Raw genomic sequence first — 17,813 nt, forward strand, 5'->3', positions numbered from 1 at the left:
TTCTCCTTCGCGGCCGGGGGCGGCTTGGGAGCTTAAGGATTTCATGAGCGTCAACCGTCTGTTCGTTGCGGCCGCGCTGATCGCGGCCACGGGGGTCGCGGGCTGTGCGTCGACGCGTAATGCGCTCGGCATCACCAAGGTCACCCCTGACGAATTCCGCGTGGTCACCAAGGCCCCGCTGGTCGTTCCGCCCGACTTCGCCTTGCGCCCGCCGGCGCCCGGCAAGCCGCGCCCGCAGGAGCTGCAGCCGGAAAGCGCCGCGCGCACCGCCCTCCTGGGCGCGCGCGAGGGCGAGGCCCGCTCCGACGGCGAGAAGGCCCTGGTCGCCAAGGCGGGCGCCGACAAGGCCGATCCCCTGATCCGCTACCTGGTCGACGACGAGTTCGGCGACGTGGCGCACAAGGAGAAGAGCTTCGCCGACCGCGTGATGTTCTGGCGCGCCGACAAGACGCCCCAGCCTCAGGCGATCAACGACACCGCCGCCCCGATCGACCCGGCGGCCGAGGCCGAGCGCATCTCCAAGCTGACCGGCGGCAAGACGGTGGTCATCGCCCGCGAAGGCGAGAAGAAGCCGATCCTGAAGCTGCCAGGGCTCTAGGCGCCTAGCTCTCCCACTGGAAGACCGCATCCAGGCCCACGCCGAACACGTGGGCGATGCGGAAGGCCGCCTCCAGGGACGGCGAATATTTGCCGGCCTCGATGGCCGCCACGGTCTGGCGGGTCATGCCGATCCGCTCGGCCAGCTCCGACTGGGTCATCTCGCCGTGCTCGAAGCGCAGGCGGCGGATCTGGTTGACGATCGGCAGGCCGCCGGGGTCCTTGGCCACGCCCTCAGGCTCCACGCCGGAACATCACGATCTGCGCGCCGGCGACGGCCAGGGTGGTCAGCACCACGTTCAAAAGGGCGAAGTTGGCGATGTCGATGGCGCTGTGGCCCAGGTGCACGGGCAGGAACAGGGTCAGCATCAGGGCGGTCAGCAGGTAGTAGCCCAGGCTGTGGGCGCGCCCCTGGATCAGGTCCTCCCGCTCGTCGCGCGGGGCGAGGCCGTCCTTCGGGGTCGTGGCCTTGGCGACCGCGCTCAATCCGATTCGAAGCGCGATCAGCAGGGCGACGCAGGCCAGCAGCAGGTGCATGGCGGCGAAGCTGTGGCTGTCTACGGCGCCCGCGACGATGACGCCGAAATAGACCCCGAAGCAGAGCAGCACCGACACCACGGTGATCCAGGCCGATTTCTCGCGGAAGGACATGCACAGCGCCTTACGTGTAAAAAATCCTGGACATGATGTACGATATATTTTACATCATGTTCGCCTTTCTTGTCATCAGCTAGCAGGCCCGGGCGACGTCCGCAAACGCTTTCCGGGCGTGGGAAGGCCTGCGCCGAAATCCAGGAAGGACCACCCCTCATGACCGCTCGCCATTTCGCCGGCCTCGCCGCCGCGAGCCTGCTGGCCGCCGCTGCAATCGCGGGCGTGGCGCAGGCCGCGCCGCCGTCCGACGCGACCCATTCGATGCAGGGCGGCGAACAGGCCTGGATCAACGACCCGCACATGCACGCCTTCTACGAGGCCACGCGCGCGGCGTTCGCGGGCGGGCCGGCCAAGGTCGACGTCGACGTTTATGAGCAGAAATCCTTCGCCATCTTCCGCGACTTCGCGCCGGCCATGCACATGACGCCCGCCGGCATGGTGGACCACCTGAAGCTGATCCCGCGCCAGGTGGTGCAGATCGTGCGGGAGGATCCCCACGTCCTCGACAGCTACGACAACTTCGTCGCCGCCACCTTCGGCCCGCGCTAGCCGCGCGCGTCCTTACGTCTCTTCGCCCGGGGTGGTGACGGTGAAGCCCTGGGCGCGGAGCTGGTCCAGCACGCCCCCCTGGGCGAGCAGGGGCCTGAGCGGCACGACGGCGATGGCGTGGCCGGGCCGCTTCAGCGCCTGGCCGATGGCCGCCACCAGGTCGGTCTTGACCCGCGTGTCGAAGGCCGCCGCGCCGGGCACGAGCGCGATGCAGCGCTCATAGGTCCGCTCGTTGCTGAGCGCGCCGCGCACGTCGCCGCCCGCCCAGGCCTTCGCCGCGGCCTGGGTGACGCCGGGGCCGGCCTCGGCCTGGGCCAGCACCTCGTCGAAACAGGCGCGGCCCGCCGGCTGCGGCGTGCGGATCACCGCCCCCATCAGCGGGGCGACGTCATAGCTCTTCTGCGACAGCGGCACGCGGGCGCGCTGGGCGAGCAGCTTGACCAGCTTGACCGGCTCGGTGGTGGTGAGGCTGTTCCTGGTCCGGTAGTCGGTGGCCAGCAGCAGGCCCGCCGCCAGGGGGTTGCGGGTGGCGTAGTGGTCGGCGGGCTGGCCCAGCCGGCTGCGGACGGCCACGAAGCGGCCCTGGGTCGCAGGATCGAGGGTGGTCTCGAACACCCCGCCGCGCAGGCGCATGAAGTTGAAGGCCGCCCCGAAGGCGCCGACGAAGGTCACCTTCACATCCTGGAACGGCAGGATCACCACATTGGCCCCGGCCAGGCGCCGCTCGAAGAGGCCGCGGTCCCAGTCCATGCGCTTGGGGGCCAGGGTGGGCGCGCCCAGCACATAGACGGTGCTGGTCCCGTTGGAGACCGTCCACCAGGCGGGGCCCGGCAGGCGGGCGGTGACCACCAGCTCCTCGACGATCACCGAGTCTGGATCGTTGGGATCGGGGCGGGCGGGCGTGGCCGGCCCCTGGGCGGCCGCGGGCAGGGCGGTCGCCAGCGCCAGGGCGGCGGCGAGGATAGCGGCGAGGCGGGATCTCAGGCGCATCGGCAGGTCCGGAATCGTCCTATATTGAGCAGCCGTCGAAAGCCCGTTCATGCCCATCCATCGCCTGCCGCCTGAAACCGTCAACCGTATCGCCGCCGGCGAGGTGGTGGAACGCCCGGCGAGCGCGGTCAAGGAGCTGGTGGAAAACGCCCTCGACGCCGGCGCCGCCAGGGTCGAGGTGCAAGCCGACGGCGGCGGGCTGACCCGTATCTTGGTGGCCGACGATGGCCAAGGTTTGGCGGCGGCCGAGCTGGCCCTGGCCATCGAGCGCCACGCCACCTCCAAGCTCAGCCCCGACGACGCCGGCGACTACGACCTCCTGCACATCGCCACCCTGGGCTTCCGCGGCGAGGCCCTGCCGTCGATCGGCTCGGTGGCTAGGCTCTCGATCGCCAGCCGGGCGCGAGGCGTTCCCGACGCGCACGCGATCCTCGTGGAGGCGGGCGCGGTGGGGCCGGTGACGCCGGCGGCCTTCCCCGATCCGCACGGGGCGCGGGTCGAGGTGCGCGACCTCTTCTACGCCACCCCGGCGCGGCTGAAGTTCATGAAGTCCGAGCGGGCCGAGGCCATGGCCATCGCCGAAGAGGTGAAGCGCCAGGCCATGGCCCACGAGGCGGTGAGCTTCGCCCTCGACCTCGACGGCCGCCGAACGCTGCGCCTGCCGGCCGAGGCCAAGGGGCCGGACGGGCGGCTGGCCCGGCTCTCGGCGATCATGGGCCGCGAGTTCGCCGACAATGCGCTCTCCATCGACCATGAGCGCGAAGGCGTGCGGCTGTCGGGGTTCGCCGGCCTGCCGACCTACAACCGCGGCAACGCCGGCCACCAGTACCTGTTCGTCAATGGACGGCCGGTGCGGGACCGCCTGCTGCAGGGCGCGCTCAGGGCCGCCTACGCCGACTTCCTGGCGCGCGACCGCCATCCGCTGGCGGCGCTCTACGTCGAGGTCGATCCGGCCTACGTCGACGTCAACGTCCATCCGGCCAAGGCCGAGGTGCGCTTCCGCGATCCCGGCCTGGTGCGCGGCCTGATCGTCGGCGGCCTGCGCCATGCGCTGGCGAGCGCCGGCCATCGGGCTTCGACCACCGTGGCGAGCGCCGCCCTGGGCGGCTTCCGCCCGGAAGGCTTTAGGGGCGGCGGCTGGACGCCGCCGCCCAGGGCCACGGGCTATTCGGCCTGGGCGCAGGGCGGCTGGCAGCCGACGGCGCAAGGCGCGCTCGCCGCCGCGGTCCAGTCGATCCCGGGTCTGACCGAGGTCTCCGCCCGCGCCGAGCCGCAATGGCCGCCGGGCGTGGCGGAAGAGGCCGCGCCGGCCCCGGCGTTCGACCCCGTCGACTATCCCTTGGGAGCCGCGCGCGCCCAGGTGCACGAGACCTACATCGTCGCCCAGACCCGCGACGGGGTGGTGATCGTCGACCAGCACGCCGCCCACGAGCGGCTGGTCTATGAGCGGATGAAGAGCGAGATGGCCGGCGGCGGCGTGGCGCGCCAGGCTCTGCTGCTGCCCGAGGTGGTCGAGCTCGACCCCGCCGAGGCCGAGCGGGTCTGCGCCAAGGCCGAGGAACTGGCGGCGCTCGGCCTGGCGGTCGAGCCTTTCGGCCTGGGCGCGGTCCTGGTGCGCGAGACGCCGGCCCTGCTGGGCGAGACGGACGTCTGCGGCCTGGTGCGCGACATCGCCGATGACCTCGCCGAGAACGGCCAGGCCCTGGCGCTGAAGGAGCGGCTGGAGGAGGTCTGCTCGACCATGGCCTGCCACGGCTCGGTGCGGGCCGGGCGGCGGCTGAGCGCGCCGGAGATGAACGCCCTCCTGCGCCAGATGGAGGCCACGCCGCACTCCGGCCAGTGCAACCACGGTCGGCCGACCTATGTCGAGCTGAAGCTCGCCGACATCGAGCGGCTGTTCGGCCGGCGATGAGCGCGACGGACACCAGCATGGGCGCCGCCCAAGCGCTGAGCCTGCGCCCCGCCGACCCGAGGCCCGCGCCCTGCAAGGTCTGCGGCGCCGACGCGCCGCTGTTCGGCCTCACCGACTTCAATCGGAGTTGCGAGGAGGCGCGCGGCAAGGTCCTGCCGCTCTCGGGCGCCGCGGTCTACTACCGGCGTTGCCCCCAGTGCAGCCTGGTGTTCACCGACGCCTTCGACGACTGGTCGATGGCGGACTTCGAGGCGCATATCTACAACGACGGCTATCTCGCCGTGGACCCCGACTATGTCGAGACGCGGCCCACCAACACCGCCGCCGTGGTGGCCAAGACCTTCGCCGCCGCGGCGGACAGCCTGGACGTGCTGGACTACGGCGGCGGCAACGGCGTCATGGCCGCGGAGCTGCTTCGCCACGGCTTCCGTAGCGCCGCGACCTACGACGCGTTCAGCCAGGGTTTCCGGGAGCGGCCGTGGCGCCGATTCAGGCTGGTCACCTGTTTCGAGACGCTGGAGCACATGGCCGACCCGGTGTCGGGCGCGGCCGATATCGTGGACCTGCTGGACGAGGATGGCCTGTTCCTGTTCTCCACCCTCGCCCAGCCGGCCAACTTCAACGACCTCGGGATGCGCTGGTGGTACATCGGCCCGCGCAACGGGCACATCACCCTGCACAGCCGCCTGTCCCTCACGCGCCTGTTCGGTCGCTTCGGCCTGAACGTGGCCTCGTTCGACGACAACATTCACGTGGCCTACCGGACGATCCCGGACTTCGCCCGGCATGTGTTCAAGGCCTAGTCGAGCTCGCGCTCGGCATAGGCCTTCATCGCCGCGGCCATGTATTCCGCGAGGCCTGGCTGGCGGCCGTCGTAGCGGTCGCGGAAGCGCGGGTCGTCGACGTACATCTGGCCCAGGCCCGTGAAGGCCTCGGCCGGCGGTTCGCGGTTCCAGCTCTTGGCGATCCAAGCGTGCTGGCGGCGCATCAGGGCTTTGACCGCGGCGCCGTCGGCCGGCAGGCCTTCGGTCAGGGCCTTGGCCATGCCCGCCTCGATGGCCTCGGCCTCGGCCTGCATGGCGTCGTAGTCGGCCTGCTTCCAGCCGGCCGTGCCCTGCCGGGCCCGGTCGATGTGGCCCTGCATGCCGGGCCCATGCTTCTCGACCAGCTCCTTCTCGTAGCCGGCCTGCTTCTCGGGGTCGAAGCCCCGGTACATCGCCTTGTCTTCCATCTTCGCTTCTCCTTCCAGGGACGCGAGGGTCTGGTCGATCGTGCGGATCAGTTGGCGATAGCGCCGGGTCGCCGCCTCCAGCTTCGAGCGGTGCGCCTTGAGCGCCGCCGCCTGGTCGAAGCCCGCCGCGTCCAGCGCGCGCCCGATCTCCTCAAGCGAGAAGCCGAGCTCGCGGTGGAACAGGATCTGCTGCAGGCGCAGCAGCTCCGCGCGGCCGTAGTAGCGATAGCCGTTGGCGCCGACGTGCGCGGGCTTGAGCAGCCCGATCTCGTCGTAGTGGTGCAGCGCGCGGACGGAAACGCCCGACAGCCGCGCCACCTCTTTCACCGTGTGCCCGCTCACGTTCGTCCGTCCTTCCTCGATGGACGGCGCTATCAGGGCTCACGGCGCGTGAGGGTCAAGCGGCCTCGGTCTCGATGTCCAGGCTGGGGACCACCGGCTGCTGCAGCACCGCGCTCATGGCCTCGAGCAGCCGTTCCGGCTTCACCGGCTTCTCCACCACCCCGTTCATGCCGCAGGACCGATAGAAGGCCGCGTCGGTGGGGTCGGCGTTGGCGGTGAGCGCCAGGATCGGCACCTGCGAGCCCGCCGCGCGGCCGGAGCGGATGCGGCGCGTGGCCTCGACCCCGTCCATGCCGGGCATCTTGACGTCCATCAGCACCAGGCCGAAGCGGCCGGTCGCGGCGAACTCCACGGCGGCCGCGCCGTCCTCCACCGTCTCGCAGGTGCAGCCGAACATCTCGCAGAGCGTCTGGGCGACCATGCGGTTGGTGGCGTTGTCGTCGACGATCAGCACATGCAGGGCGCCACCGGCCGCCTCCACTGGGCTGGTGACGGGCGGGGCCTCGACCGGCTTGGGCAGCCAGTGCAGCGGGGCGCTGAAGGTGAAGATCGCCCCGCCTTCGGGGTTATTCCTGGCCTCGATGACACCGTCCATGCGCTCCAGGATCTGGCGGCAGACGGCCAGGCCCAGGCCGGCGCCGCCCAGGCGCACGCCATCCTCGGTCTGCTGGAACGGGGTGAAGATCGACTGCAGCCGGTCCTCCGGCACGCCGGGGCCGGTGTCGGCCACCTCCCCAACGAGTTGGACGTACTGTCCGCGCCGCTCGGCCTTCAGGCGCACGTCGACGCCGCCGGCCCGGGTGAACTTCATGGCGTTGGAGACGAGGTTGTTGACCACCTGCTGGATGCGCACCCGATCGGCCAGCACCCAGAGCTCATCTGGGCCGTCGTAGACCGCGTTGAGCGTCACACCCTTCAGCTCCGCCTGGGCCGACCACAGGGAGATGGTGTCCGCGATGATCGCCGGCGCGGAGATCGGCTCCTCGCGCAGCTCCAGGCCCGAGGCCTCGGCGCGCGACAGGTCGAGCGCGTCGTTCAGCAGGCGCAGGAGGGTCCCGCCGGAATGGACGATGGTGTCGACCAGCGGCGCCAGATCCTCCTGGCGCGACTTACGGCGGATGATCTCGGCCACCGCCAGGACGCCGTTCAGCGGGGTGCGGATCTCGTGGCTCATCACCGCCAGGAAGCGGCCCTTGGCCGCCAGCGCGTCCTGGGCGCTCTCCGCCAGGCGCTTCATCTCAGCGGCGTGGGTGGCTGTGGCCGCGGCGGTGACCTGTAGCAGCGACAGCGCCGTGCCGACCCCGGCGTAGCGCCCGGCGCAGGTGACGATGAACCCTTGCAGCAGTTCGGAGGGCCGCTCCTCCATCACCCGGCCGCAGAACTCCTCCACGGTCATGTCGCCGTCGGCGATCAGCGGGTCGGTCTTCATCCAGTGGGAGATCGGCCGCTCGGACCACAGGGCGTAGCCGTATTGCGCCGCCATGCGCACCAGGAAGGCGTTGCGCTCCACCAGGCCCACCGGGCGGCCGGCCTTGTCGACGACGGCGATCACCAGGAGGTCGGGATCGTCCTCGAAGCGCCGGTAGATATCGCTGCCGGTGTTCTGCGGCGTCACCGGCGGCGAGAACGGCGCAATGTCCAGCAGCAACGTCATCGATAATCCCCCAACACGTCTCAGCGAGACACGAGGGAAATGGCAGGCCGCCCGCTAACGACCGGTTAGGGGCGCGCCGGCGGGTGGTTAAGCCTGTGCGAAGTCTTCGTGACAGGGTGAACGGGCGTTAGGGTTTGTTGTCATCGAACCGCAAGAATTGCACCCGCGCCGCGCCGTAGTCCCGCGCGTCCAGGGCCTCGAAACCCGCCGGCGTGACGTCCGGCTCGGCCGCCCCGCGCTCGAACACCACCAGGGCGCCGGGCGCGAGCCAGCCGCCCGCCGCGAGCTTGGCCAGGGCCGGCTCACCCAAGTTCTTGGTGTAAGGGGGGCCCTTGGCGTAGGGCGGATCGAGGAAGGCCAGATCGAAGGCGGGCCCGTCGGCGCCCGGCCGCACGCCCAGGTCGGTGGCGTCGCGGCGGTGGACGCGGGTGGCGCCGAATAGGCCCAGCGCCTCGACGTTCTCGCGGATCGCGCCGCGAGCGGCCTCGTCGGTCTCGACGAACAGGCAGAAGGCCGCCCCGCGCGACAGGGCCTCGAACCCCAGGGCGCCGGAGCCGGCGAAGAGGTCGATGACGCGGGCGCCCCGCAGCGGCCGCGACCAGGCGGCGTGCTCCAGGATGTTGAAGACGGCCTGGCGCGCGCGGTCGGAGGTCGGGCGCGTGGCCTCGCCCGGCGGCGCGGCCAGGGTCTTGCCGCGGAAGCTCCCGGAGACGATCCGCATCAGCCGCGCTTGGGCCCGCCGTCGGCCCGGGGCGGCCGATTGCCCGCGCCGGAGCGGCGCTTCGGCCCGGCGGCCTTGGCGATGACCGCCTTGGGCTTGGGCTTGGGCTTGGCCCAGCCGGCCTTGTATTCCTTCTTCGGCGGCGCTTCGCCGGCGCTCGCGGCGTTGCGCGGGCGGTTCTGACCCTTGCCGGGCCGGCCGCCCGCGGGCTTGCCGCCGCGGTCGAGCTCCACGGCGCCGCGCCGGGGTCCAGCGGCGACCTTAGCCGGCTTCTTCCACAGCGGCCGGTCGCCCTGGGGCAGGTTCTGCGGGGCGATGTGCTCGGCCAGCTGCTCGCGGATCACCCGCGGGCCCACCTCCTCGACCTCGCCCGGCAAGAGCGTGCCTAGCGCAAAGGGGCCGTAGGAAAGGCGGATCAGCCGGTTCACCTTCAGGCCCAGCGTCTCCAGGACGCGGCGCACCTCGCGGTTCTTGCCCTCGGCCAGGACGACGGTGATCCACAGGTTCGCGCCCTGCGGACCCTCCTTGGCCTTGTCGAGGGTGGCCTCGATCGCGCCGTAGTGGACGCCCTCGACGGTGACGCCCTGCTTCAGGGTGTCGAGCCTGGCCTGGGTCACCCGGCCGCGCGCCCGGGCGCGGTAGCGGCGCACCACGCCGGTGGACGGCATCTCCAGGGCGCGGGCCAAGCCGCCGTCGTTGGTGAGCAGCAGGAGGCCCTCGGAATTGATGTCCAGGCGGCCGACCGAGATCAGCCGCGGCAGGCCGGGCGGCAGGTGCTCGAACACGGTCGGGCGGCCTTGCGGGTCCTTGTGGCTGGTCACCAGGTCGATGGGCTTGTGGTAGCGGAAGAGCCGCGCCGGCTCGGCCTCGGTGACCACCGCGCCGTCGACGGTGAGGATGTCGTCGGGGCCGACCTTCACCGCCGGCGTGGTCAGGACCTGGCCGTTCAGGGCCACGCGGCCCGCCTCGATCAGCCGCTCCACCTCGCGCCGGGAGGCGACGCCGGCGCGGGCCAGCAGCTTGGCCACCCGCCCCGCGCTGTCGAGAGCGCCGTCGGCGGCGCCGACCGCGCCGGCCTCCGCTTTCGGCGCGCGGGCTTGACCGGAAGGGCGGCCGCCGGTTCGGTGCGGAGTGTGGACCATGACCTTCGCAACATGCGCATCGCGCTTGCCGCGGCGCAAGCCGCCGCCGACGCCGGCGAGACCCCGGTGGGCGCGGTGGTGGTCGATCCGGCCTCCGGCGATCTGATCTCCGTCGGGGCCAACCAGCCGATCGGCGGGCACGATCCCACGGCCCACGCCGAGATCGTGGCGATCCGCGCGGCGGCGGCCAAGCTCGGCAACTACCGCCTGACCGACCTCACCCTGGTGGTGACGCTGGAGCCCTGCGCCATGTGCGCCGGCGCCATCAGCCACGCGCGGATCGGCCGGCTGGTGTTCGGCGCCACGGACGAGAAGGGCGGCGCGGTGGTCAGCGGCCCGAGATTCTTCGACCAGCCCACCTGCCATTGGCGCCCGGCGGTCGAGGGCGGCGTGCTGGCCGAGGAAAGCTCGGCGATGCTCAAGGCCTTCTTCCGGGCGCGGCGGACCGGCGGTCAGGCCTGACCGCAGAGGGCTTGCCAAGGCCCAAGCCGCGGTCGGAAGATGCGCCCATAAAACCAAAACCAATTTGGGAGGACGGTCATGGCGGGGCTGCTCGAGGGCAAGGTGGCGATCATCACGGGGGCCGGCGGCGGCCTGGGCGAGGCCTACGCCAAGCTGTTCGCCAAGGAGGGCGCGGCGGTGGTGGTCAACGACCTGGGCGGGGCGCGCGACGGCTCCGGGACCGGGACCAGCGCGGCCTCGGAAAAGGTGGTGGCCGAGATCGAGGCGGCAGGCGGCAAGGCGGTGGCCAACGGCGACGACGTCTCCACCGTCCAGGGCGGCGAGAACATCCTGCAGGCCGCCTTGGACAACTTCGGCAAGGTCGACATCCTGGTCTGCAACGCCGGCATCCTGCGCGACAAGACCTTCGCCAACACCTCGGAAGAGGATTGGGACAAGGTGATCAAGGTGCACCTCAAGGGCGCCTACTGCACCGCGCTTCCGGTCTGGAAGTGGATGAAGGACCACGGCGGCGGGTCGATGGTGCTGACCTCGTCCACCTCCGGCCTCTACGGCAATTTCGGCCAGACCAACTACGGGGCGGCCAAGGCGGGCGTCTACGGAATGGTCCGGGTGATGTCGATAGAAGGGCGCAAGTACAACATCCGGGTCATGGGCCTGGCGCCCGGCGCCTATACCCGAATGACCTCCGACCTGCCGGGCCGCCAGGGCCGCGAGCCCGACCCCATGAGCCTGCCGGAGAACGTCGCGCCTGGGGTGCTGTTCATGGTCTCCGACCTGGCCGCCGAGCATTCCGGCAAGATCCTCGGGGTCTCCAGCCGGGGCGTGCGCGAGATCAAGATGCTGCAGACCACGGGCTTCAACCCCGGCCGGCCCTACACCGCCGAGGAGGTGGCCGAGCACGCCGCGGAGGTCTTCTTCCCCAACGCCGAGGAGCGGACCGCGCAGACGGCTTGAGGCCGCATCCGTATCGGCGTTCCGTGGCGACTAGGGTCGGAAGAGACCTTTCACGGGGGCGGCGATGGCGGACGACGGAAGCCATGTGGCGAGGCTGGCGCAGGACGCGCTCGCCCGCCTGAGCGGGGTCAAGAAACGCTACGGCGCGACCGTGGCCCTGGACGGCCTCGACCTGGAGGTGCGGCCGGGCGAGCTCTTGGCGGTGCTGGGTCCCAATGGCGCGGGCAAGACCACCGCCATCGCGCTGATGCTGGGCCTGCAGGTCCCGGACGCCGGCCAGGTGACGCTCTTCGGCCGCTCGCCGCACGACCTGACCGCCCGGCGCAATGTGGGCGTGATGATGCAGGAGGTGGCGCTGCCGGACGCACTGACCGTCCGCGACCTGATCGGCCAGACTTCGGCCTACTATCCGGCGCCGCTGACGCCCGCCGAGACCATCGCCCTGGCCGGCGTCGAGAAGATCGCCCGGCGGCCCTACGCCAAGCTCTCCGGCGGCCAGAAGCGCCAGGCGCAGTTCGCGCTGGCCATCTGCGGCCGCCCGCGCCTCCTATTCCTGGACGAGCCCACCACCGGCCTGGACATCAATGCGCGCGAGACCATGTGGGCCTGCGTGCGGAACCTGGTCGCCGCCGGGACCTCGGTGGTGCTGACCACCCACTACATCGAGGAGGCCGAGGCTCTGGCCGACCGCGTGGTGGTGATGGCCAAGGGCCGCGAGGTCGCCCAGGGCACGGTGGGCGAGATGCGCGCTCTGGTGGCCCGCAAGCGGATCGACTGTGCGACCTCGCTCAGCCTCGCCAAGGCGCTGGCCTGGCCGGAGGTCAGCGCCGCCAGCCTGAGCGCGGCCGGCCAGCTCTCGATCACCACCGCCGATGCCGAGGCGGTGGTCCGTAGGCTGCTGGCCGCCGACCCGGAGCTCAAGGACCTGGAGGTGCGCCGCGCCGGCCTCTCCGAAGCCTTCGCCGAACTCACCCAGGAGCCCGCAGAATGACCGCGATCCTCGACACCGGTCCGAAGATGACCGCGGGGCGGGTGCTGGGCGCCTATCTCAGCGACGCCAGGTACGAGTCCCTGCGGCTGCTCCGGACACCGGCCTTCTCGATCCCGATCCTGGCCATGCCGATCCTGTTCTACACCTTCTTCGGGGTGCTGTTGAACGGCGGCGGCCACCGCCCGCCGGGGTTCTCCGACATGATGTTCGTGGGCTGGACGGTCTATGGCGTCATGGGCCCGGGCCTGTTCGGCTTCGGCATCCTGGTGGCGGTGGAGCGCAACATGGGCCTGCTCACCTTCAAGCGCGCCCTGCCGATGCCGACGGGCGGCTACCTCGCCGCCAAGCTGATCATGGCCTACCTCTTCGCCCTGGTGGTGATGGCGATGCTGGTGACCGCCGGCCTGACCATGGGCCACGTGACGCTGAGCCCGATGCAGCTCCTGACCGTGGCGGCGACGATGTCGCTGGGGGTGATCCCGGCCTGCGCCATCGGCCTCTTCATCGGCGCCTGGGCGCCGGCCTCCAGCGCCAGCGCCTTCGCCAACATCGTCTATCTGGGCATGGCCTTCCTGTCGGGGCTGTTCTTCCCGTTGAGCGGGTTCCTGCATGACATCCGGGCGATCTGGCCGACCTATCACCTGGTCCAGCTCGCCCACGCCGCCGCGGGCATGCCGACGGAGGGCTCGATGGTCGGCCACGCCGGCGTCCTGGCCGCGCTCAGCGCCGTGCTGATCCTGCTGGCGTCGCGCAAGCTGGCGCGCCGGGGCTAGAGACGTCCTCGCCGTCGCGCGTCCGGGCAGGCGCGCGCTAACGGACGTGGAAGATGAGCAGCTGCTCTGTCCCCGACCCCTCCGCCGGGATCGCGACGGCGCGGCGGGTCGGGTCGATGGCGCAGGCCAGGTACTGGTATGGGCTGAGGCCGCCGAAGGCGTAACTGGCGGTCAGTGCGCCGGTGTTGGGGTTCCAGACCTGGACCGGGCCGTTCTCGCCCGCGGTGGCGTTGCAGGAGATCACGTCGTCCTTGGAGGTCAGGGCGAGCGCGATGACCTTGCCCGAGGGCGGCGTGGCCGTGGACGCAGGGCCGTTCACGCCGTGGAAGAGGATCGGGTCGTTGTTGCGGGGCAGCTCGCCCGTGTCGCCGCTGGCCCGGGGGAAGCCGCTTTGCCGGTCGCCGGTGGAGGTCCCGGCGATGAAGCCCGCGCCGTCGTCCGACGCGGTGAGCGCGGTCGCCGGCTCGAGGAACGGCAGCGCCACGGGCGGCTGCGCCGCGTCCGGGCCCAACCGTCCGGCGTAGAAGGCTAGACGTCGCGGCGGGGGCCCGTCGGACGCCTCCGCCTTCGACCAGGCGGCATAGATGTCGCTGCTGTTTCCAACGGGGCTAACGGCGGAGATTGAGCCTCCCCTCATCGGGTCGCGGCCTACCGGATACGCGTCTGCGATGGTTCGCCCTGTGGCGGCGTCATAGAAGCTCACCATGTCGACCGGAAAGTGCGGAGGCGCCTCGCCGCCTCGCATGGCGGCAAGCCGCGCGGCGTCGATGTCGACGATCTGGCCTCGCGTGGCGACGGTGACGTCCTGCGGATACCAGGCCTTTCGGTAGACCGCGGCCAACGACTTGCCGTCGCCGGTGAAGGTCATCCCGATGACGACATCCGCGGCGAAGACGCCCCTCGCAAAGGGACCCGGGATGTCGAACGCCGCCCGCCAGTCGCCGGTGGTCCACACCCGCAGCACATGCTGGCCAGCGGCGAGACGGCGCCCGTCGGGGCTGAAGGCCACGGCGCCGCCGATGATCCCGGGCCGCTCGCTCGGCGTGTCGAGCAGGGCGACCGGTCGCCAGGACCGGGTGTCGAAGACCTCGACACAGAGCCGCTTGCGCGTGGTGTCGCAGAAGCCCAGCAAGGCGAGGCGTTCGCCGTCGGGACTGAAGGTGACGCCGACGGCTCCGAAAATCCGCGTCGAAACCTTGTCGGTCCGCGCCGCCATGGGTTGGACGCCCGGCGCCGGGGCTGCGGCGTTCGCCGCGCTGGGCCGGTTCCAGCCCAGCAAAAGTCCGACGATGGCGAGGAGGTGGACGGCGAAGCTTGTCAGCCTTGGCACTTGGGAACTCCGGCTGGCCCGACGCGGCGAGGATACGCGGCTCCTCCGCCGGCGATCAACGGAGTGCTCGCCATCCCGCCTCTGGCGATGGCGGGCGTTCCGGCGCCGTCGACGAGCCCGATCCGCCCCTGTAGGGTCAGCAACCGGGACTTAGCTGGCGTCAGGCTGGCCACAGCATCTAAGCCCGCAGAGGACCGCGCATGAACCTAGGGAAGACGGCCGTGCTGACGGCCCTGATCGCCACCGGCGCCTTCGCCCAGACCAACATCGGGAGCCAGGCGCCGGAGGCCAGCCTGCCATTCACGATGACCCAGGTCGCCACCTTCAGCCTGCCCTGGCGGATCGCCTTCCTGCCGGACGGCCGGATGCTGATCACCGAGAAGACCGGGTCCATCCAGCTGGTGACCCAGGCGGGCGAGAAGACCCAGGTCGCCAACGTCCCGGCGGTGCTGGCCCAGGGCCAGGGCGGCATGTTGGGCGTCTTCCTGTCGCCGCACTACGCCCAGGACCACTTCGTCTATCTCACCTATTCCGAGCCGGGCGAGCCGGGCGGCTCCAGCCTGGCGCTCGCCCGCGCCAAGCTCGGCCTCAAGCCGGGCGCGCCCAGCCTCGACGATCTCAAAGTGATCTGGCGGGACGGCGGGCGCGGCAAGGGCGGCCAGTTCGGCGCCCAGGTCGCCTTCTCGCCGGACGGCAAGTACCTGTTCCTGACCTCCGGCGACCGCCAGCGGATGACGCCGGCCCAGGACCCCAACAGCCCGCTGGGCAAGATCCTGCGCCTCACCCTCGACGGCAAGCCCGCGCCCGGCAACCCTATGGCCGGCAAGACCGGCGCGGCCAGCCTGCCGATCATCGACCCGCCCGTCGACACCGAGAAGGCCAAGACCGCGCCGGTCGTCTACACCTACAACTTCCCCGGCCCGAACCTGACGCCTTCCGAGACCTGGACCAAGGGCCACCGCACGCCCTACGGCCTGGCTTTCGCGCCGGACGGCAAGCTGTGGGAAGCCGAGATGGGCCCGCGCGGCGGCGACGGCCTCTACCTGATCGAGCCGGGCAAGAACTACGGCTGGCCGCTGGAACGCTACGCCACCAACTACAACGGCGTGCCGATCCCCAGCCCGGACAGCGTGCCCGGCGTCACCCTGCCCGCGCTCTACTGGACGCCGGTGATCGATCCCGGGAACCTGATCTTCTACCACGGCAAGATGTTCCCGCAGTGGGAGGGCTCGGCCCTGGTCAGCGGCCTGGGGAGCAAGACCCTGAACCGCATTGTCATCAAGGGCGCGACCGCCACCTCGGCCGAGCGCTGGCCCGTCGGGCACCGCATCCGCGATGTCGAAGTGGGCCCCGACGGCGCGCTGTGGATGATCGAGGACGCCGCGCCCGGCGCGCTCTGGAAAGTGACGCCGAAGTAGGGTTTGCGCCCTGGACCCGAAATAGGGCCAGACAGACGGGCGGTATTCACGCCGCCCGTCTGTCTGTGGCAGCATGCTTCGAGAAAGCGCCTGGAAGCATGATGGCCTCTCCCGCAGCTCCCTCCACGGTGGACGACTACATCGCCGCGTTTCCGGAAGACGTCCGGCGGATTCTGCAAAACATCCGAGAGACCATCCGGCGGGCCGCGCCTCTCGCGAAGGAGAAGATCAGCTACAAGATGCCCACGTTCGCCCTGGACAAGGACATCGTCCATTTCGGCGCCTTCAAGACGCATATCGGGCTGTACCCGCCGGTGCGCGATCCGAACCTGCAAAGCCGGGTTCTTCCCTACCGCGGCGAGAAGGGAAATCTGAGGTTCCCGCTGGATCAGCCCATTCCGTACGACCTGATCGCCGACATCGTGCAGGCCCGAGCCGAGGCCGCTCGCGGCAAGACCGCCGGCAAACGACCGCGCCCGCCCGGTGTTTCCCTGCCTTCGCGGGGATAGGCGGCTTGGCGGATCAGCGCGTCGGGACCGGGGCCTCGCCGCGGTAATCGTAGAACCCGCGCCCGGCCTTGCGGCCCAGCCAGCCGGCCTCGACGTACTTCACCAGCAGCGGACAGGGGCGGTACTTGGAGTCCGCCAGGCCCTCGTAGAGCACGTTCATGATCGACAGCACCGTGTCGAGGCCGATGAAGTCGCCCAGTTCCAGCGGGCCCATCGGGTGGTTGGCGCCCAGCTTCATGGCCGTGTCGATGGCCTCCACCGTGCCCACGCCCTCGTAGAGGGTGTAGATCGCCTCGTTGATCATCGGCACCAGCACGCGGTTGACGATGAAGGCGGGGAAGTCCTCGGCGTTGGCGGTGGTCTTGCCCAGCGACTGGGCGAACTTGACCGCCGTCTCGTAGGTCTCCGGGCCGGTGGCGATGCCGCGGATGATCTCCACCAGCTTCATCAAGGGCGCCGGGTTCATGAAGTGCAGGCCGATGAACCGATCCGGCCGGTCGGTGGCCGCCGCCAGGCGGGTGATCGAGATGGAGGAGGTGTTGGAGGCCAGGAGGGTGGTGTCGGAAAGGTGCGGGCCCAGCGCCTTGAAGATCGCCTTCTTGGTCTCTTCGTTCTCGGTGGCCGCCTCGATGGCCAGGTCCGTGCCGCCGATCGTCTGCAACTCGCCGGCCGGCTGGATGTGGCCGAGCGCCGCGTCCATCTGATCCTGGGTGACGATGCCCCGCGTCACCTGGCGGGTGAGGTTGCGGTGGATCAGGCCGATCCCGGCCTCCAGACGCTCGGCGCTGACGTCATGCAGCAGCACATCGTAGCCGCCCAGCGCCACCACATGGGCGATTCCGGTGCCCATCTGGCCCGCGCCGATGACGCCGACCGACTTAATATGAACCATTCAGCAGAGCCTTTGGTAGCGGCCGTGACAGGACGGCCAAATTTCCGCGACGATTTCTAGCATGGCGGCGCCGTACTGCCGCAAGTTTTTGCTGCGGCGCAGCGTGACCGACGGCAGTTCCCGAAACGTAAAGGGCGGCGCCTTGCGGCGCCGCCCCTGGATTTCACCTACTCGCGGTTGCGGTTGGACCTATTTGCCCGCCGCGGTGAGCGCCGCCATCAGCTCCGGCACGGCGGTCTTGTAGTCCGCCACCAGGCCGTAGTCGGCGACCTGGAAGATCGGCGCGTCGGCGTCCTTGTTGATCGCCACGATGACCTTGGAGTCCTTCATGCCGGCCAGGTGCTGGATGGCGCCCGAGATGCCGATGGCGATGTAGAGCTCCGGCGCCACCACCTTGCCGGTCTGGCCGACCTGGTAGTCGTTGGGGGCGTAGCCGGCATCCACCGCGGCCCGGGACGCCCCGACGGCCGCGCCCAGCTTATCGGCGAGCGGCTCGATGACCTTCTGGAACTCCTCGGCCGAGCCCATGGCGCGGCCGCCGGAGACCACGATCTTGGCGCCGGAAAGCTCCGGACGGGCCGACTTCACCAGCTTCTGGTCGACAAAGTGGGTCTTGGCCGGGGCGGCCGGGGCCGGGATGGTCTCCACCTTGGCCGAGCCGCCGTCCGCCGCCGCCTTGAAGGCGGTGG

The 17,813-nt window shown here is 70.7% G+C and carries 19 protein-coding genes and 1 pseudogene; 10 read left to right on the plus strand and 10 right to left on the minus strand.

Translation table 11 applies throughout. The features are described 5' to 3' along the window. Positions 1 to 43 precede the first annotated feature (43 nt). Entirely contained in the window at positions 44 to 598 is a 555-nt protein-coding gene (locus E8A49_RS16375; protein ID WP_293383742.1) for a DUF3035 domain-containing protein, read from the plus strand. Positions 599 to 602: 4 nt separating this feature from the next. Here the strand turns inward: E8A49_RS16375 and E8A49_RS16380 are convergent, their stop codons facing one another. Both E8A49_RS16380 and E8A49_RS16385 read right to left on the minus strand, forming a co-directional pair. Then, positions 603 to 827, minus strand: coding sequence for a helix-turn-helix transcriptional regulator (locus E8A49_RS16380; protein ID WP_293383745.1), 225 nt, complete (start codon positions 825 to 827; stop codon positions 603 to 605). 4 nt (positions 828 to 831) lie between these two features. Next, positions 832 to 1,248 carry a hypothetical protein gene (locus E8A49_RS16385; RefSeq protein WP_293383748.1) on the minus strand — a complete coding sequence of 139 codons (417 nt, stop codon included), beginning with the start codon at positions 1,246 to 1,248 and terminating at the stop codon, positions 832 to 834. A 159-nt stretch (positions 1,249 to 1,407) separates the two neighbouring features. On the opposite strand from E8A49_RS16385, the gene E8A49_RS16390 reads away from it, so the two are divergent. Continuing rightward, positions 1,408 to 1,800, plus strand: a complete 393-nt coding sequence (locus E8A49_RS16390; RefSeq protein WP_293383750.1) for a hypothetical protein — start codon at positions 1,408 to 1,410, stop codon at positions 1,798 to 1,800. A gap of 12 nt (positions 1,801 to 1,812) precedes the next feature. Here the strand turns inward: E8A49_RS16390 and E8A49_RS16395 are convergent, their stop codons facing one another. Then, positions 1,813 to 2,790 carry a TraB/GumN family protein gene (locus E8A49_RS16395; protein ID WP_293383753.1) on the minus strand — a complete coding sequence of 326 codons (978 nt, stop codon included), beginning with the start codon at positions 2,788 to 2,790 and terminating at the stop codon, positions 1,813 to 1,815. 49 nt (positions 2,791 to 2,839) lie between these two features. Between E8A49_RS16395 and mutL the strand changes: the two genes are divergently transcribed. Both mutL and E8A49_RS16405 read left to right on the plus strand, forming a co-directional pair. Beyond that, positions 2,840 to 4,702 (plus strand): DNA mismatch repair endonuclease MutL, encoded by a 1,863-nt coding sequence (mutL, locus tag E8A49_RS16400; RefSeq protein ID WP_293383756.1) that lies wholly within the window; start codon positions 2,840 to 2,842, stop codon positions 4,700 to 4,702. Beyond that, positions 4,699 to 5,505, plus strand: coding sequence for a class I SAM-dependent methyltransferase (locus E8A49_RS16405; RefSeq protein ID WP_293383759.1), 807 nt, complete (start codon positions 4,699 to 4,701; stop codon positions 5,503 to 5,505). Before mutL ends, E8A49_RS16405 begins: the two co-directional genes overlap by 4 nt. Here E8A49_RS16405 and E8A49_RS16410 read toward each other — a convergent pair. From E8A49_RS16410 to E8A49_RS16425, 4 genes and pseudogenes are all read right to left on the minus strand, one after another. Next, on the minus strand, positions 5,502 to 6,275 hold the full coding sequence (locus E8A49_RS16410; RefSeq protein WP_293383762.1) for a MerR family transcriptional regulator: 774 nt from the start codon (positions 6,273 to 6,275) through the stop codon (positions 5,502 to 5,504). The genes E8A49_RS16405 and E8A49_RS16410 overlap by 4 nt on opposite strands. 55 nt (positions 6,276 to 6,330) lie before the next feature. Beyond that, positions 6,331 to 7,929 (minus strand): ATP-binding protein, encoded by a 1,599-nt coding sequence (locus tag E8A49_RS16415; RefSeq protein ID WP_293383765.1) that lies wholly within the window; start codon positions 7,927 to 7,929, stop codon positions 6,331 to 6,333. Positions 7,930 to 8,056: 127 nt separating this feature from the next. Beyond that, positions 8,057 to 8,650, minus strand: a complete 594-nt coding sequence (gene rsmD / locus E8A49_RS16420) for a 16S rRNA (guanine(966)-N(2))-methyltransferase RsmD (protein WP_293383768.1) — start codon at positions 8,648 to 8,650, stop codon at positions 8,057 to 8,059. A 281-nt stretch (positions 8,651 to 8,931) separates the two neighbouring features. Then, positions 8,932 to 9,681, minus strand: a pseudogene (locus E8A49_RS16425) (pseudouridine synthase); the annotation flags it as partial. Between the two features lie 123 nt (positions 9,682 to 9,804). On the opposite strand from E8A49_RS16425, the gene tadA reads away from it, so the two are divergent. The 4 genes from tadA (at position 9,805) to E8A49_RS16445 (ending at position 12,975) form a co-directional block, all read left to right on the plus strand. Then, positions 9,805 to 10,254 carry a tRNA adenosine(34) deaminase TadA gene (gene tadA / locus E8A49_RS16430; protein ID WP_293383771.1) on the plus strand — a complete coding sequence of 150 codons (450 nt, stop codon included), beginning with the start codon at positions 9,805 to 9,807 and terminating at the stop codon, positions 10,252 to 10,254. Between the two features lie 78 nt (positions 10,255 to 10,332). Then, positions 10,333 to 11,211, plus strand: a complete 879-nt coding sequence (locus E8A49_RS16435) for an SDR family NAD(P)-dependent oxidoreductase (RefSeq protein WP_293383774.1) — start codon at positions 10,333 to 10,335, stop codon at positions 11,209 to 11,211. A gap of 64 nt (positions 11,212 to 11,275) precedes the next feature. Continuing rightward, a complete protein-coding gene (locus E8A49_RS16440; protein ID WP_293383777.1) occupies positions 11,276 to 12,202 on the plus strand; it encodes an ABC transporter ATP-binding protein in 927 nt (308 codons plus the stop codon). Further along, positions 12,199 to 12,975 carry an ABC transporter permease gene (locus tag E8A49_RS16445; RefSeq protein WP_293383780.1) on the plus strand — a complete coding sequence of 259 codons (777 nt, stop codon included), beginning with the start codon at positions 12,199 to 12,201 and terminating at the stop codon, positions 12,973 to 12,975. Before E8A49_RS16440 ends, E8A49_RS16445 begins: the two co-directional genes overlap by 4 nt. Before the next feature lie 37 nt (positions 12,976 to 13,012). Here the strand turns inward: E8A49_RS16445 and E8A49_RS16450 are convergent, their stop codons facing one another. Beyond that, the gene (locus E8A49_RS16450) at positions 13,013 to 14,305 is read right to left on the minus strand and encodes a hypothetical protein (protein ID WP_293383783.1); all 1,293 of its coding nucleotides are present in this window, start codon (positions 14,303 to 14,305) and stop codon (positions 13,013 to 13,015) included. A 200-nt stretch (positions 14,306 to 14,505) separates the two neighbouring features. On the opposite strand from E8A49_RS16450, the gene E8A49_RS16455 reads away from it, so the two are divergent. Further along, on the plus strand, positions 14,506 to 15,723 hold the full coding sequence (locus E8A49_RS16455) for a PQQ-dependent sugar dehydrogenase (RefSeq protein ID WP_293383786.1): 1,218 nt from the start codon (positions 14,506 to 14,508) through the stop codon (positions 15,721 to 15,723). A gap of 128 nt (positions 15,724 to 15,851) precedes the next feature. Continuing rightward, the gene (locus E8A49_RS16460; protein ID WP_293383789.1) at positions 15,852 to 16,232 is read left to right on the plus strand and encodes a DUF1801 domain-containing protein; all 381 of its coding nucleotides are present in this window, start codon (positions 15,852 to 15,854) and stop codon (positions 16,230 to 16,232) included. Positions 16,233 to 16,245: 13 nt separating this feature from the next. Here E8A49_RS16460 and E8A49_RS16465 read toward each other — a convergent pair whose 3' ends face one another. Together E8A49_RS16465 and E8A49_RS16470 are read right to left on the minus strand one after the other, a co-directional pair. Beyond that, positions 16,246 to 17,124, minus strand: a complete 879-nt coding sequence (locus E8A49_RS16465) for a 3-hydroxybutyryl-CoA dehydrogenase (protein ID WP_293383792.1) — start codon at positions 17,122 to 17,124, stop codon at positions 16,246 to 16,248. A 189-nt stretch (positions 17,125 to 17,313) separates the two neighbouring features. Continuing rightward, positions 17,314 to 17,813, minus strand: a 500-nt coding sequence (locus tag E8A49_RS16470; protein WP_293383795.1) for an electron transfer flavoprotein subunit alpha/FixB family protein, incomplete at its 5' end; no start/stop codon positions are given.

The sequence above is a fragment of the Phenylobacterium sp. genome (assembly GCF_004799515.1).
Classification (GTDB): domain Bacteria; phylum Pseudomonadota; class Alphaproteobacteria; order Caulobacterales; family Caulobacteraceae; genus Phenylobacterium.